At 60.1% G+C, this 14656-nt stretch carries 11 protein-coding genes; 9 read left to right on the top strand and 2 right to left on the bottom strand.

The annotated features are described in order from the left end of the window. Nucleotides 1–306: 306 nt before the first annotated feature. The 6 genes from QMX98_RS24205 to QMX98_RS24180 are packed head-to-tail and all read left to right on the top strand — an operon-like array spanning nucleotide 307 to nucleotide 6244. Nucleotides 307–1401 carry an ABC transporter ATP-binding protein gene (locus QMX98_RS24205; RefSeq protein WP_282411485.1) on the top strand — a complete coding sequence of 365 codons (1095 nt, stop codon included), beginning with the start codon at nucleotides 307–309 and terminating at the stop codon, nucleotides 1399–1401. Continuing rightward, nucleotides 1401–2498 carry an ABC transporter ATP-binding protein gene (locus QMX98_RS24200; protein WP_077748734.1) on the top strand — a complete coding sequence of 366 codons (1098 nt, stop codon included), beginning with the start codon at nucleotides 1401–1403 and terminating at the stop codon, nucleotides 2496–2498. The genes QMX98_RS24205 and QMX98_RS24200 overlap by 1 nt, the downstream gene beginning before the upstream one ends. Then, nucleotides 2495–3361, top strand: a complete 867-nt coding sequence (locus QMX98_RS24195; RefSeq protein ID WP_010458824.1) for a sugar ABC transporter permease — start codon at nucleotides 2495–2497, stop codon at nucleotides 3359–3361. Before QMX98_RS24200 ends, QMX98_RS24195 begins: the two co-directional genes overlap by 4 nt. Before the next feature lie 8 nt (nucleotides 3362–3369). After that, nucleotides 3370–4170 carry a carbohydrate ABC transporter permease gene (locus QMX98_RS24190; protein ID WP_010458825.1) on the top strand — a complete coding sequence of 267 codons (801 nt, stop codon included), beginning with the start codon at nucleotides 3370–3372 and terminating at the stop codon, nucleotides 4168–4170. Between the two features lie 10 nt (nucleotides 4171–4180). Next, complete coding sequence (locus tag QMX98_RS24185; RefSeq protein ID WP_010458826.1) at nucleotides 4181–4453, top strand: DUF2160 domain-containing protein; 273 nt, start codon at nucleotides 4181–4183, stop codon at nucleotides 4451–4453. A 48-nt stretch (nucleotides 4454–4501) separates the two neighbouring features. Continuing rightward, nucleotides 4502–6244, top strand: a complete 1743-nt coding sequence (locus QMX98_RS24180; RefSeq protein ID WP_010458827.1) for an ABC transporter substrate-binding protein — start codon at nucleotides 4502–4504, stop codon at nucleotides 6242–6244. A 126-nt stretch (nucleotides 6245–6370) separates the two neighbouring features. Here the strand turns inward: QMX98_RS24180 and QMX98_RS24175 are convergent, their stop codons facing one another. Together QMX98_RS24175 and QMX98_RS24170 are read right to left on the bottom strand one after the other, a co-directional pair. Further along, nucleotides 6371–7780 carry a heavy metal sensor histidine kinase gene (locus QMX98_RS24175; protein WP_172790602.1) on the bottom strand — a complete coding sequence of 470 codons (1410 nt, stop codon included), beginning with the start codon at nucleotides 7778–7780 and terminating at the stop codon, nucleotides 6371–6373. Further along, nucleotides 7777–8451 carry a heavy metal response regulator transcription factor gene (locus QMX98_RS24170; protein ID WP_010458829.1) on the bottom strand — a complete coding sequence of 225 codons (675 nt, stop codon included), beginning with the start codon at nucleotides 8449–8451 and terminating at the stop codon, nucleotides 7777–7779. The genes QMX98_RS24175 and QMX98_RS24170 overlap by 4 nt, the downstream gene beginning before the upstream one ends. Nucleotides 8452–8861: 410 nt before the next feature. Here QMX98_RS24170 and QMX98_RS24165 point away from each other — a divergent pair, with 410 nt between their 5' ends. Genes QMX98_RS24165 through QMX98_RS24155 form a run of 3 tightly spaced genes read left to right on the top strand, consistent with a single transcriptional unit; the run spans nucleotide 8862 to nucleotide 14549 of the window. Then, nucleotides 8862–10109, top strand: coding sequence for a TolC family protein (locus QMX98_RS24165; protein WP_282411484.1), 1248 nt, complete (start codon nucleotides 8862–8864; stop codon nucleotides 10107–10109). Nucleotides 10110–10158: 49 nt separating this feature from the next. Then, entirely contained in the window at nucleotides 10159–11352 is a 1194-nt protein-coding gene (locus tag QMX98_RS24160) for an efflux RND transporter periplasmic adaptor subunit (protein WP_282411483.1), read from the top strand. A 41-nt stretch (nucleotides 11353–11393) separates the two neighbouring features. Further along, nucleotides 11394–14549: a CusA/CzcA family heavy metal efflux RND transporter gene (locus QMX98_RS24155; protein WP_282411482.1), complete on the top strand. Its 3156-nt coding sequence runs from the start codon at nucleotides 11394–11396 to the stop codon at nucleotides 14547–14549. Nucleotides 14550–14656 lie beyond the last annotated feature (107 nt).

The raw sequence follows: 14656 nt of genomic DNA, 5'->3' as shown, positions 1-14656 counted from the left end.
CGATAGCGGTGGGTCAGTCAATACTGATGTCGACTGATCCACCGCTATCGCGAGCAGGCTCGCTCCCACAGGTTTTTGCTCGCGGGAAGGCAAAAAGCATCCGTAGAGTGTTGTTCACTATTGTTCATTGTCAACGGCTGGATTGTTCAATTGTTCAGTCGCCGTTGTTCATTTCTGTTCAGCAACGAACGTTGATTTGCCATCACTTCAAACATTTTCAAAGCAGATCAATAGCTTGCATTTTCTGGCATGAAACTCGCTCTACAGCCTGGGTCGCTTGACTCCAAATAATAAAAAGGCCGAGCCATGTCATTAACCCTGGAGCACGTCTGCCGTACCGTCGAGGGCCAGACCTGGATCGACGATGCGTGCCTGAGTTTCGAACCCGGATCCTTCAACGTTTTGCTCGGGCGCACGCTGTCCGGCAAGACCAGTCTGATGCGCCTGATGGCGGGCCTGGACAAGCCCGACAGCGGCCGAATCCTGATGAACGGTGTCGATGTCACACAATGCCCGGTGCGTTTGCGCAACGTGTCGATGGTCTATCAGCAGTTCATCAACTACCCGACCATGACCGTCTTCGACAACATCGCTTCGCCATTGCGCCAGGGCGGTGTCTCCAACGAGTTGATCCAGAGCAAAGTGCTGGAAACCGCGAAGATGCTGCGCATCGAGAAATTCCTCAAGCGCTATCCGCTGGAGCTTTCTGGCGGCCAACAGCAGCGCACCGCGATGGCCCGGGCGTTGGTCAAGGATGCCGAGCTGATTCTGTTCGACGAGCCGCTGGTGAACCTCGACTACAAGTTGCGCGAAGAACTGCGCCAGGAAATGCGCGAGCTGTTCAAGGCCCGGCACACCATCGCCATCTACGCCACCACCGAACCCAACGAAGCACTGGCCCTTGGCGGCACCACCACCATTCTTCACGAAGGCCGGGTGGTCCAGAGCGGTAAATCCTCCGAGGTCTATCACCAGCCAAAAACCGTGCTGGCTGCCGAATTGTTCTCCGAGCCGCCGATCAACCTGATGCCGGGACGGATTGCCGGTAACGAAGTGAGCTTCGCCAATTTTGTGCACTTCCCGTTGAACGTCGATTTGCGCCCGGTGGGCGAGGGCGAGTTCCGCTTTGGCGTGCGCCCAAGCCATATCTCACTGGTGCCGAGCAACGACGATGACCTCGAACTCGCGGTGACCGTCGAGGTCGCCGAGATCAGCGGTTCGGAAACCTTCCTGCACGTGCGCAACGAGCATTTCCTGCTGGTGCTGCACTTGCCCGGCGTCCACGAATACGACGTCGATGCGCCGATCCGCATCTATATCCCGACCCATAAACTGTTTGTGTTCGATGCGCAGGGGCGGCTGGTCCAGGCGCCCGGTCGCCGTATCGCGAGGGTTGCCTGATGGCCGAAATCCGTTTGCAGAACCTCGCCCACAGCTACACCAGCACGCCGACCGGCCCCGAGGATTACGCGATCCGCGAGATGGACCACGTCTGGGAACAGGGCGGTGCTTATGCCTTGCTCGGGCCTTCGGGCTGCGGCAAATCGACGCTGCTCAACATCATTTCCGGGTTGCTCAGCCCGTCTCAGGGCCAAGTGCTGTTCGACAGCAAAGTGGTCAACGACCTGACTCCCGAGAAGCGCAACATCGCTCAGGTTTTCCAGTTTCCGGTGGTCTACGACACCATGACGGTGTTCGACAACCTGGCCTTCCCCCTGCGCAATCAGGGCATGGCCGAGGCGAAAATTCACAGCAAGGTGCAGGAAATTGCCGAGGTCCTTGACCTCCAGGCGCTGCTGAGCAAAAAGGCGCGCAACCTCACCGCCGACGAAAAACAGAAAGTCTCGATGGGCCGTGGACTGGTCCGCGACGACGTTTCGGCCATCCTCTTTGATGAACCGCTGACGGTGATTGACCCGCACCTGAAGTGGAAACTGCGGCGCAAGCTCAAGCAGATCCACGAGCAGTTCAACATCACCATGGTCTACGTCACCCACGATCAACTCGAAGCGTCGACCTTCGCCGACAAGATCGCGGTGATGTACGGCGGCCAGATCGTGCAATTCGGCACCCCGCGGGAATTGTTCGAGCGGCCGACCCACACCTTTGTCGGCTATTTCATTGGCAGCCCGGGGATGAACCTGATCGAGGTGCAGCCACAACCGGGCGGCGTCGGTTTTGCTTCGACGCATCTGCCTTTATCCGACGCACAACAGAAACGTATCGCCGAGTCCGAGTGGAAAACCCTGAAGGTCGGCATCCGTCCGGAGTTCGTGCACGTGTGGGATGAGCCGTTCGATGACGCGATGCAGGCACAAGTCGTACACGTCGAAGACCTCGGCACCTACAAGATCATGACCCTGAACCTCGACGGCGCGCCGTTGAAAGTGCGTCTGGCCGAAGACAAACCGGTACCGGAGGGCACGGCCTGGATCAGCTTCCCGGCGCAGTGGTTGATGGTCTATGCGGACGATTACCTTCTGGAGGTGCAGCCATGAACAAGGTGCAGAACAACAAGGCCTGGTGGCTGGTCCTGCCGGTGTTTCTGCTGGTGGCGTTCAGTGCGGTGATCCCGATGATGACCGTGGTCAACTACTCGGTGCAGGACATCTTCGACCAGTCCAGTCGTTATTTCGTCGGTGCCGACTGGTACAAACAGGTGCTGCTTGATCCGCGCCTGCACGACTCCCTGCTGCGGCAATTCATCTATTCCGGCTGCGTGCTGCTGATCGAAATCCCGTTGGGCATCGCCATCGCCCTGACCATGCCGACCAAGGGCCGCTGGTCATCGCTGGTGCTGATCATTCTGGCGATTCCGCTGCTGATTCCGTGGAACGTGGTCGGCACCATCTGGCAGATTTTCGGCCGTGCGGACATCGGTCTGCTCGGTGCCAGCCTCAAGGCCATGGGCATCAACTACAACTATGCGGCCAATACCATGGACGCCTGGGTCACGGTGCTGGTGATGGACGTCTGGCACTGGACGTCACTGGTGGCGCTGTTGTGCTTTTCCGGTTTGCGGGCCATTCCGGACGTGTACTACCAGGCGGCGCGGATTGATCGGGCCTCGGCCTGGGCAGTTTTCCGACATATCCAGTTGCCCAAGCTCAAGAGCGTGCTGTTGATCGCCGTGATGCTGCGGTTCATGGACAGTTTCATGATTTACACCGAGCCCTTCGTCCTCACGGGCGGTGGTCCGGGGAATGCCACGACCTTCCTGAGTCAGACGTTGACCCAGATGGCCGTAGGGCAATTCGACCTCGGCCCGGCGGCGGCTTTCTCGCTGGTGTACTTCCTGATCATCCTGTTGGTGTCCTGGCTGTTCTACACCGCCATGACTCACTCTGACGCCAACCGCTGAGGTCCGCCATGAGCAAGAGAAAGCTTATTCCGTTGCTGATCTACATCCTGTTCCTGCTGGTGCCGATCTACTGGCTGCTGAACATGTCCTTCAAGAGCAACACTGAAATCCTCGGCGGTCTGACGCTGTTTCCGCAGGATTTCACCTTCGCCAACTACAAGGTGATCTTCACCGATCCGAGCTGGTACAACGGCTACCTCAACTCGCTGTACTACGTGAGCCTGAACACGATCATTTCCCTGAGCGTGGCGTTGCCGGCGGCTTACGCGTTCTCGCGCTACCGCTTTCTCGGTGACAAGCACCTGTTTTTCTGGCTGCTGACCAACCGCATGGCGCCGCCGGCGGTGTTCCTGTTGCCGTTCTTCCAGCTGTATTCCTCGATTGGTCTGTTCGACACGCACATCGCCGTGGCGCTGGCTCATTGCCTGTTCAACGTGCCGTTGGCGGTCTGGATTCTGGAAGGCTTCATGTCCGGCGTTCCGAAAGAAATCGACGAGACCGCCTACATTGACGGCTACAGTTTCCCCAAGTTCTTCGTGAAGATTTTCGTCCCGCTGATTGGTTCCGGGATCGGCGTCACGGCGTTCTTCTGCTTTATGTTTTCCTGGGTCGAACTGCTGCTGGCGCGAACGCTGACATCGGTGAATGCCAAGCCGATCGCGGCGGTGATGACCCGCACGGTCTCGGCGTCGGGCATCGACTGGGGCGTGCTGGCAGCGGCGGGGGTGTTGACCATCCTGCCGGGCATGCTGGTGATCTGGTTTGTTCGCAACCACGTGGCCAAGGGCTTTGCCCTGGGCCGGGTCTGAGGAGCTGATGATGGAATGGATGAGCTGGACGGTCCCCACTGCGGCATTCTTCATTGTCATTGGCCTGATTCTGACGGGCATGACGACCTGGGAATTACGTTCGCCGAGTGTCCCTCGGCGTGGTTTCTTGCCGATTGCCACCACCCGTGGCGATCGGCTGTTTATCGGTCTTCTCGGCAGCGCCTACCTGCATTTGCTGGTAATCGGCGTCACCGACTGGAGCATCTGGGTTGCGTTCGCGTTGTCCCTGGTGTGGCTGTTGGCTGTGATGCGTTGGGGCTAGTCGAAATCGATCGGCAATGTTGCTCCGAAAACCAAACAGGAGGTCTCTATGTTCGACAAAAACAATAAGCTGCGACATAGCATTTCATTGGCAGCCATGCTGGCACTCAGCGGTCTGAGCGCTTCGGCCTGGGCCGATGCCTACGAAGACGCCGCGAAGAAATGGATTGGCAGCGAGTTCAAGCCGTCCACCCTTACGCCAGAGCAGCAGCTCGAAGAGCTGAAGTGGTTCATCAAGGCCGCCGAGCCGTTTCGCGGGATGAGCATCAAGGTGGTTTCGGAAACCATCGCGACCCACGAATATGAATCCAAAACCCTGGCCAAGGCCTTCACCGAAATCACCGGGATCAAGCTGACCCACGACTTGCTGCAAGAAGGCGACGTGGTGGAAAAGCTGCAAACCCAGATGCAGTCGGACAAAAACATCTATGACGGTTGGGTCAACGACTCGGACCTGATCGGTACGCACTTTCGCTACGGCAAGACCGAATCGATCACCGACCTGATGGCCAACGAAGGCAAGAACTTCACCTCGCCGACCCTGGACCTCAAGGACTTTATCGGCATTTCGTTCACCACTGCACCGGACGGCAAGATCTATCAATTGCCTGACCAACAGTTCGCCAACCTGTACTGGTTTCGCGCCGACTGGTTCGAGCGGGCGGATTTGAAAGCGAAATTCAAAGAAAAATACGGTTATGAACTGGGCGTTCCGGTGAACTGGTCGGCCTATGAAGACATCGCCAAGTTCTTCAGTGAAGACGTCAAGGAAATCGACGGCAAGCGCGTCTACGGGCACATGGACTACGGCAAGAAAGACCCGTCCCTCGGCTGGCGCTTCACCGATGCCTGGTTCTCCATGGCCGGTGCCGGCGACAAAGGCATTCCCAATGGCTTGCCGGTGGACGAGTGGGGCATCCGCGTCGAGGATTGCCACCCGGTCGGTTCCAGCGTGACCCGTGGTGGCGACACCAACGGCCCGGCGGCGGTCTACGCGACGCAGAAATACGTCGACTGGCTCAAGGCCTACGCGCCACCGGAAGCAGCGGGCATGACCTTCTCCGAATCCGGCCCGGTGCCGTCCCAAGGCAACATCGCCCAACAGATCTTCTGGTACACCGCGTTCACCGCCGACATGACCAAACCGGGCCTGCCGGTGATGAACGCCGACGGCACGCCGAAATGGCGCATGGCGCCATCGCCACGCGGACCGTACTGGGAAGAGGGCATGAAGCTCGGTTATCAGGACGTGGGTTCGTGGACGTTCATGAAGTCCACGCCTGAGAAGCAGAAACTGGCGGCCTGGCTTTATGCGCAATTCGTCACGTCGAAAACCGTGTCGCTGAAGAAAACCATTATCGGCCTGACGCCGATTCGCGAGTCGGACATCAACTCGCAAGCCATGACCGACCTGGCACCGAAACTCGGCGGTCTGGTCGAGTTCTATCGCAGCCCGGCCCGCGTGCAATGGACCCCGACCGGGACCAACGTGCCGGACTATCCACGTCTGGCTCAACTGTGGTGGAGCCACATCGCGGAAGCGGCCAGCGGCGAGAAGACTCCGCAACAGGCGCTGGATGGCCTGGCCAAGGATCAGGACGCGATCATGGCGCGTCTGGAACGCTCGAAGGCTCAAGCCACCTGCGCACCGAAAATGAACCCGGAGCGCGATGCTCAATACTGGTTCGATCAGCCGGGTGCACCGAAGCCGAAACTGGCGAACGAGAAGCCCAAGGGTGAAACCGTGAGTTATGCCGAACTGCTGAAATCGTGGGAGGCGGCGCGTAAATAAATAGCTCGATCGTGTGAAGCAGAACGGCACCGAGAGGTGCCGTTTTCTTTAGCGTCTGATCCATTGCCATCGCGAGCAGGCTCACGCCCACAATGAGCTGCGGTGTTCACAGCCTGTGTGACCGGCTCAGCGCTCCACCCCGTCAACTGCAGGAAATCCCAACCGAAACACCGTCATCGCACCCGGCAAGCTCTTCACCTCGGCCACACCCTGATGAAGGCTCATGATCGACCGCACTATCGCCAACCCCAGCCCGGTGCTGCCCTGTGAACGCGAGCGGCTGCTATCGACTCGGTAGAACCGATCAAACAGGTGCGGCAGATGCTGTGCCTCAATCCCCGCGCCCGGGTTGCTGACCAGCAACGAAACCTGGGTCGCGCCGCGCTCAATCAGCAGCGTCACGGTTTTCCCGACCGGGCAGTGGCGTAGCGCGTTGGACAGCAAATTCGAGATCGCCCGTTGAATCATCAACCGGTCACCCATCACCCGCGCACGGCCGACCACGTTCAAATGGATCTGCTTGTCCTGCGCCGACAGGAAGAACATCTCGGCGACTTTCCAGGCTTCTTCTTCCAGGGCAACCGACTCGAACGGCACGAGTGCCGACGGGTGACTGACCTGTGCCAGAAACAGCATGTCCGAGACGATCCGCGCCACGCGCTCCAGTTCTTCAGTGCAGCACACCAGCACATCCTTGTACTCATCCACGCTGCGTTCGCGAGACAACGTCACCTGCGCCTTGCCCATCAAATTGTTGATCGGCGTGCGCAGCTCATGCGCCAGATCATCGGAGAACTGTGACAGCTGCTGCACACCGGTATCGAGGCGATGCAGCATGAAGTTGATGCCCTGCGCCAACTCACTCAGCTCCTGGGGCATATTCACCACCGACAGCCGATGATCCAGATCCTGAGTCGAGACCATCGCCGCCACTTTGCGAAACTCGCGCATCGGCGCCAGACCACGCTGCACCGCACCCCAGGCACTCAGTCCGATAAAGATCAGCAGCAACGGCAAGGCAATCAGGGTCGAGCGCAGGTAGGCGCTGAGCAAGGCCTCATTGTGGGCGTTGTCCATCGACAACAGCACCGGGACACGGGTGCCGTCCTTGAGGCTGATCAGCCTGGACGCCGTGAGGAATTTCGCCCCCTCGGCGTCAGTGCTGGTGGCGTAGGCCAACTCGTCGCTGACGGCCCGCACCACCTTCAATTCAAGTCGTGGATCGGCCATGCCGGTGCCGGATTTGAGCAGTTGCGTGCGCAGGTTGCTGCGGTCGTAAATCGTTAGCGTGAGGTTGTCATGGCCCATGACCTGATCGAGCAGAATGTGCGGTTTCGCACTGATTTCGCCGGTGTCGGTGTACAGCGACAGGCTGTGTTCGACCTGCTCCATCTTCTTCTCCAGACCGTCCCTGGATAACGCGTTCAGCTCATGGGTCAGTGCGAAATACGCCAGGATCGCCAGGGACACCACCAGCAGCGCGCCGAGAATACTGACCGTCAGCCCCAGCCGCATCGACAGGCTGGCCGGCTTCATTCCCGCGACTCCAGCACGTAACCGACACCGCGCAGGGTGTGGATCAACTTGTTGTCGAACGGGTCATCGATCTTTGCCCGCAAACGCCTGATCGACACTTCGACCACGTTGGTGTCGCAGTCGAAGTTCATGTCCCACACCAGCGAAATGATCTGCGTGCGTGTCAGCACCTCGCCGGACTGGCGCATCAACAGATGCAGCAGGGCGAACTCCTTGGTGGTCAGGTCGATGCGTTGCTTGCCACGAAACGCACGATGACGACAGGGGTCGAGTTCCAGATCGGCGACTTTCAGTACCTGTGGCAGCGGGATGTTCTCGCTGCGGCGCATCAGGGTGCGCACCCGTGCGAGAAGTTCGGGAAACTCGAACGGCTTGACCAGATAATCATCCGCGCCCAGATCGAGGCCACGAATCTTGTCCGCCAGACGCCCGCGCGCCGTGAGCATCATGACCCGGGTGGAGTGAGTGCGGCGCAGTTGTTCCAGTACGTCCCAGCCGTCCAGTTCCGGCAGATTCACGTCGAGAATAATCAGGTCATAGGCCTGCTGTTGCGCCAGATGCAATCCATCCGCGCCGGTGGCCGCGTGGTCAACGATATAACCACTTTCGGTCAAACCCTGATGCAAGTATTCGGCAGTTTTAAGCTCGTCCTCGACGACAAGGATTCGCATGATCTATCACCACTTTTATTTAAGGGATATTTAATTAAGTTGAGCGGGAAGTTGTTGTTTTGGTAAAGGGTCCGAATGAGTTTCGATCACTGAATGGCGGATACGGTAAAGGCTGTAGTGGCTACAGGGTCAACGTCCGAGGCCTTTAAATCGGCGGTCTGCGACAGCCTGTCGCAGCAAGAATGCGTCAATAGCCATGTATTGCATCCAGCAAGTGCTGTTCGGCAGATAAGTGCCGAGTATTTGTTTCCATACATTGCGACAAAGCCCTGGTGCACTTCGCATCCTAGAACAAAACAACTTCAGCCAACCGTGGATAACGGATTTGTAATGCTCCTGTCACCTTGTCGATAAGTTCAAAACCCTACCGTGGCGGCATCAAAGATTCTTGAATAAAGGAAGACTTCCAATTGCCCGGTTTAACACACCTGACGGCGCGGTCACGCCTGAAAAAAACAGCCAGCGGCATTCTGTTGTTGGCCAGTACAAGCCTTGCGGGGGCATCGACCCTGACCCTGGATCAGGCCCTGCAAACAGCCTTTGCCGGCAACCCGGATCTGGCCGCGGCCCAATGGGAAATTGGCATCGCTGAGGGTGAGCGCAAACAGGCCGGACTGATCCCCAATCCCGAATTGTCGTGGGAAGCCGAGGACACCCGCCGCGATTCGCGCACCACCACTGTGATGCTCAGCCAGCCGATTGAACTGGGCGGCAAGCGCGGCGCGCGGATCGATGTCGCCAGCCGCGCCCAGGATGCCGCCGGGATCGAACTGGAGCGCAAGCGCAATGCCCTGCGCGCCGATGTGATTCAGGCGTTCAACCGTGCGCAAACCGCGCAGCAAAGACTGCAACTGTCCCGCCAGTCGCTGCAACTGGCCGAGGATGGCTTGCGCGTGGCCAAGGGGCGAATCGAGGCGGGCAAGTCGTCGCCGGTCGAAGGCACGCGGGCGCATGTGCAACGCTCGGAAGTACGTCTGGAACTGAGCCGTGCCGAGCGCGATCAAGCCAACGCTTATCAACAACTGGCGCAGGTCATGGGCGCACCGTTGCCGACTTCGGCCACCGTACAGACCGCCACGCAAAACCTGCCGACAGTGCCGCCGCCGACCCGTTTGCTTGAGCGTCTCGACGAGACCGCCGAGCTGCGCCTGGCCAAGCTCCAGATCAGCCAGCGCGAAGCGTCGCTGGGGCTGGAAAAGTCCCGGCGCATCCCCGACCTGACCGTGAGCATCGGCAGCCAATACAGCGAAACCGAGCGTGAGCGGGTCAACGTCGTCGGCCTGTCGATGCCGATTCCCCTGTTCAACCGCAATCAGGGCAACGTGCTGGCGGCGGCACGCCGCACCGATCAGGCGCGGGATCTGCGCAACGCCACCGAACTGCGCTTGCGCACTGAAATCCAGACCACCCTTGAGCAGTGGCAGACCGCCAACGGCGAAGTCCAGGCGTTCAATCAGACCATTCTGCCCGCCGCACAAAATGCGGTTGAGAGCGCCACGCGCGGCTTCGAAATGGGCAAGTTCGGTTTTCTCGACGTGCTCGATGCCCAGCGCACTCTGATCAGCGCCCGCAGCCAATACATCCAGGCCGTCAGCGAGGCGACAGACGCTCGCGTGCGCATCGAACGGATCTTCGGCGACCTCGTCGTCAACCCTTGAATTTCACCCTTTTGATCACTGCGCGACGGTACGGCGCAGAGGAGTTTCCATGGATAAAAAACTGATGGGTGTCGTGGTGGCGACGTTGGTGCTGGGCATGGGTATCGGTTCGATGTGGGCGGGCAAGGCACCGCTTGAGGCCCACGCCGATGAAGCGGCAGAGCACGCGGATCACGCTGAAGAAAACGCGGCAGCCGAGGGCGAGCATGGCGAAGAAGGGCGCATCAAGTTGAGTGCCGAACAGATTGCGGCGGCGGGTATTGAACTGGCCGAGGCGCGGGCGCAGAGCATCAGTTCCGGCCTGTCGTTCCCGGGCGAAGTGCGCTTTGACGAGGATCGCACCGCCCACGTTGTGCCGCGGGTTCCCGGGGTGGTCGAGTCGGTGGCGGTCAACCTCGGGCAGCCGGTGAAAAAGGGCCAGTTGCTGGCGGTGATCGCCAGTCAGCAGATTTCTGATCAGCGTAGTGAACAGGCGGCCGCGCAACGTCGTTTGGCCTTGGCCCGCACCACTTATGAGCGCGAGAAAAAGCTGTGGGACGACAAGATCTCCGCCGAGCAGGACGTGTTGCAGGCAAAACAGGCGTTGGAAGAAGCCGAAATCGCCGTGAACAACGCCCGACAGAAAATCAGCGTGCTCAGCGGGAGCGTGGTCGCCACCGGCGGCAATCGCTATGAACTGCGCGCGCCGTTCGACGGCATGGTGGTGGAAAAACACTTGGCACCGGGTGAGGTAGTCGATGAAACCACGGCGGCCTTCACGCTCTCGGATCTGTCGCGGGTCTGGGTGACGTTCGGCGTTTCGCCCAAGGATCTGAACAAGGTGCAAGTGGGTAAAGCCGTCACCGTCAGCGCGCCGGAACTCAACGCCGAGGTCACCGGCACGGTGGCCTATGTCGGCAGCCTGCTCGGCGAACAGACCCGCACGGCCACCGTTCGCGTGACCCTGGAGAATCCGCAGGGCTCGTGGCGTCCGGGGTTGTTCGTCACGGCGCGTGTAGCGACCGACAGCCGTCAGGCCAGGGTCACCGTGCCGGAAGCCGCTATCCAGACCGTCGAGGACAAACCCACGGTGTTCTTGCGCACCGACGATGGCTTCAAGGCGCAGGCGGTGGAGTTGGGCAGCCGCGCGGCCGGTTTGGTGGAAGTCACTCAAGGGCTGGACGCCGGTGTGCAAGTCGCCAGCGCCGGCAGCTTCGTTCTCAAATCGGAACTGGGCAAAGCCTCGGCCGAGCACAGTCATTAAAAAGCGCGCTGAAGACGCCCATTAATCCGTGGAAGGTTCTCATGTTCGAACGCCTGATCCAGTTTGCCATCGAGCAGCGCATTATCGTGCTGCTCGCCGTTCTGCTCATGGCCGGCCTCGGGATCGCCAGTTATCAAAAACTGCCGATCGACGCCGTGCCCGACATCACCAATGTCCAGGTGCAAATCAACACCGGCGCCGCCGGGTTCTCGCCGCTGGAAACCGAGCAGCGCATCACCTTCCCGATTGAAACCGCCATGGCCGGTCTGCCGGCGCTGGAACAGACCCGTTCGCTGTCGCGTTCGGGGCTGTCGCAAGTCACGGTGATTTTCAAGGACGGTACCGACCTGTTCTTCGCCCGGCAATTGGTCAACGAGCGGTTGCAGATCGCCAAGGAGCAATTGCCCGAGGGCACCGAAGCGGTGATGGGGCCGATTTCCACCGGCCTCGGCGAAATTTTCCTGTGGACCGTGGAAGCCAGAGACGGTGCGCTCAAGGATGACGGTAGCGCCTACACACCGACGGATCTGCGGGTGATTCAGGACTGGATCATCAAGCCGCAACTGCGCAACGTCCCTGGTGTGGCCGAGATCAACACCATCGGCGGCTTTGCCAAGGAATACCAGATCGCTCCCGATCTGAAACGGCTGGCGGCGTACAAGCTGACCCTCACCGACCTGATCACGGCGCTTGAGCGCAATAACGCCAACGTCGGCGCCGGGTACATCGAGCGCAGCGGTGAGCAGTTGCTGATTCGTGCGCCGGGACAAGTGGCGAGCACCGAGGACATCGCCAATATCGTCATGGCCAACGTCGATGGCACGCCGATTCGGGTGAAGAACGTCGCCACCGTGGACATCGGCCGCGAGCTGCGCAGCGGCGCGGCTACGGAGAACGGCCGTGAAGTGGTGCTCGGCACCGTGTTCATGCTGATCGGCGAAAACAGCCGCACCGTGTCCCAGGCCGTCGCCAGCAAGCTGGAACAGATCAACCGATCGCTGCCCAAAGGCGTGATCGCGGTGCCGGTGTACGACCGCACGCACCTCGTGGACAAAGCCATCGCTACCGTGAAAAAGAACCTGATTGAAGGTGCGATTCTGGTGATCGCAATTCTGTTCCTGTTCCTGGGCAACATCCGTGCGGCATTGATTACCGCGATGGTGATTCCGCTGTCGATGCTGTTCACTTTCACCGGCATGTTCAGCAACAAGGTCAGCGCCAACCTGATGAGCCTGGGGGCACTCGACTTCGGCATCATCGTCGACGGCGCGGTGGTGATTGTCGAAAACACCCTGCGACGGCTGGCCCATGCGCAGCAGCATCACGGACGATTGCTGACCCGTTCCGAGCGCTTCCATGAAGTGTTTGCGGCGGCCAAAGAGGCGCGGAGACCGCTGATATTCGGTCAGTTGATCATCATGGTCGTGTACCTGCCTATCTTCGCCCTGAGCGGCGTCGAAGGGAAAATGTTCCACCCGATGGCGTTCACGGTGGTGATCGCGTTGCTCGGCGCCATGCTGCTGTCGGTGACCTTTGTGCCGGCGGCGATTGCGTTGTTTGTCACCGGCAAGGTCAAGGAAGAAGAGGGCATCGTGATGCGCAGTGCGCGCAGGGTGTATGCGCCGGCGCTGGCGTGGGTGATGAACCATCGCGCCGTGGCGGTGGGCGCAGCGCTGGGTGTGATCGTGCTCAGCGGCGTGCTGACCAGCCGCATGGGCAGCGAGTTTGTGCCGAGTCTCAGCGAAGGTGATTTCGCCCTGCAAGCCTTGCGCGTGCCGGGCACCAGCCTCACGCAATCGGTGGACATGCAGCAGCGTCTGGAGACGTTGATCCTCAACAAAGTGCCGGAAGTCGAGCGGGTGTTCGCCCGCACCGGCACCGCGGAAATCGCCTCCGACCCGATGCCGCCGAACATCTCCGACAGCTACGTGATGCTCAAGCCAAAAGAGCAATGGCCGGATCCGGGCAAGTCTCGCGAAACCCTGATGGCGCAACTGCAACAGGCCGCCGCGACGTTGCCGGGCAGCAACTATGAACTGTCGCAGCCGATCCAGTTGCGCTTCAACGAACTGATCTCCGGTGTGCGCAGCGACGTCGCGGTCAAAGTGTTCGGCGATGACATGGACGTGCTCAACGCCACGGCAGCGAAGATTGCCGCCGCGATGCAGAAGGTCAACGGTGCGTCCGAGGTCAAGGTCGAACAAACCACCGGGCTGCCGGTGCTGACCATCAACATCGACCGCGACAAGGCGGCGCGTTACGGGCTCAACATCGGCGATGTGCAGGACACCATTGCCGTCGCGGTGGGTGGGCGTCAGGCCGGCACATTGTATGAGGGCGACCGACGGTTCGACATGGTGGTGCGATTGTCCGATGCCATGCGCAAGGACATCGACGGTTTGTCGGCGCTGTTGATTCCGGTGCCGGCACCGCTCAATGCCGCGGCCGATCAGATTGGTTTTATTGCCTTGAAGGAAGTCGCCAGCCTTGATCTGGTGCTGGGACCCAATCAGGTCAGCCGTGAGAACGGCAAGCGCCTGGTGATCGTCAGCGCCAACGTGCGCGGGCGCGATATCGGTTCGTTCGTCGCAGAGGCGGGCGAGGTGATCGAGCGAGAGGTGCAGGTGCCCGCGGGTTACTGGACAAGTTGGGGCGGGCAGTTCGAGCAACTGCAATCGGCAGCCAAGCGCCTGCGGATCGTGGTGCCGGTGGCGTTGCTGCTGGTGTTCGGGTTGCTGTTCATGATGTTCAACAACCTCAAGGATGGCTTGCTGGTGTTCACCGGGATTCCGTTTGCGTTGACCGGCGGGGTCATGGCGCTGTGGTTGCGGGATATTCCGTTGTCGATCTCGGCGGGGGTGGGCTTCATCGCGCTGTCGGGGGTCGCGGTGCTCAACGGGCTGGTGATGATCGCGTTCATCCGCAACCTGCGGGAGGAGGGGCGTTCACTGTCTGATGCGATCAACGTTGGAGCGCTGACACGTTTGCGCCCGGTGTTGATGACGGCGCTGGTGGCGTCCCTGGGCTTTATTCCGATGGCGCTGGCGACCGGTACTGGCGCGGAAGTGCAGCGACCGCTCGCAACCGTAGTGATCGGTGGAATCCTGTCCTCCACCATCCTGACACTGCTGATATTGCCGGCGTTGTATCAGCTCGCCCATCGCCGCGATGAGGACACGATCCCCACCCAACCGTGAACACAAACCCTGTGGCGAGGGAGCTTGCTCCCGCTGGACTGCGCAGCAGGCCCCGCTTTTCAGATGAAGAGCGGGGGCCGCTTCGCGCCCCAGCGGGAGCAAGCTCC

It is taken from the genome of Pseudomonas sp. PS02303 (genome assembly GCF_029959925.1).
GTDB lineage: Bacteria > Pseudomonadota > Gammaproteobacteria > Pseudomonadales > Pseudomonadaceae > Aquipseudomonas > Aquipseudomonas mandelii.
The sequence above is the reverse complement of the archived record's forward strand: the minus strand, read 5'-3'. Positions and strand labels throughout refer to the sequence as shown.

Excerpts from the sequence above, each read along its gene's own strand:
- QMX98_RS24205 (WP_282411485.1), top strand. The coding sequence starts at position 307 with ATGTCATTAACCCTGGAGCACGTCTGCCGTACCGTCGAGGGCCAGACC.
- QMX98_RS24200 (WP_077748734.1), top strand. The coding sequence starts at position 1,401 with ATGGCCGAAATCCGTTTGCAGAACCTCGCCCACAGCTACACCAGCACG.
- QMX98_RS24195 (WP_010458824.1), top strand. The coding sequence starts at position 2,495 with ATGAACAAGGTGCAGAACAACAAGGCCTGGTGGCTGGTCCTGCCGGTG.
- QMX98_RS24190 (WP_010458825.1), top strand. The coding sequence starts at position 3,370 with ATGAGCAAGAGAAAGCTTATTCCGTTGCTGATCTACATCCTGTTCCTG.
- QMX98_RS24185 (WP_010458826.1), top strand. The coding sequence starts at position 4,181 with ATGGAATGGATGAGCTGGACGGTCCCCACTGCGGCATTCTTCATTGTC.
- QMX98_RS24180 (WP_010458827.1), top strand. The coding sequence starts at position 4,502 with ATGTTCGACAAAAACAATAAGCTGCGACATAGCATTTCATTGGCAGCC.
- QMX98_RS24175 (WP_172790602.1), bottom strand. The coding sequence starts at position 7,780 with ATGAAGCCGGCCAGCCTGTCGATGCGGCTGGGGCTGACGGTCAGTATT.
- QMX98_RS24170 (WP_010458829.1), bottom strand. The coding sequence starts at position 8,451 with ATGCGAATCCTTGTCGTCGAGGACGAGCTTAAAACTGCCGAATACTTG.
- QMX98_RS24160 (WP_282411483.1), top strand. The coding sequence starts at position 10,159 with ATGGATAAAAAACTGATGGGTGTCGTGGTGGCGACGTTGGTGCTGGGC.
- QMX98_RS24155 (WP_282411482.1), top strand. The coding sequence starts at position 11,394 with ATGTTCGAACGCCTGATCCAGTTTGCCATCGAGCAGCGCATTATCGTG.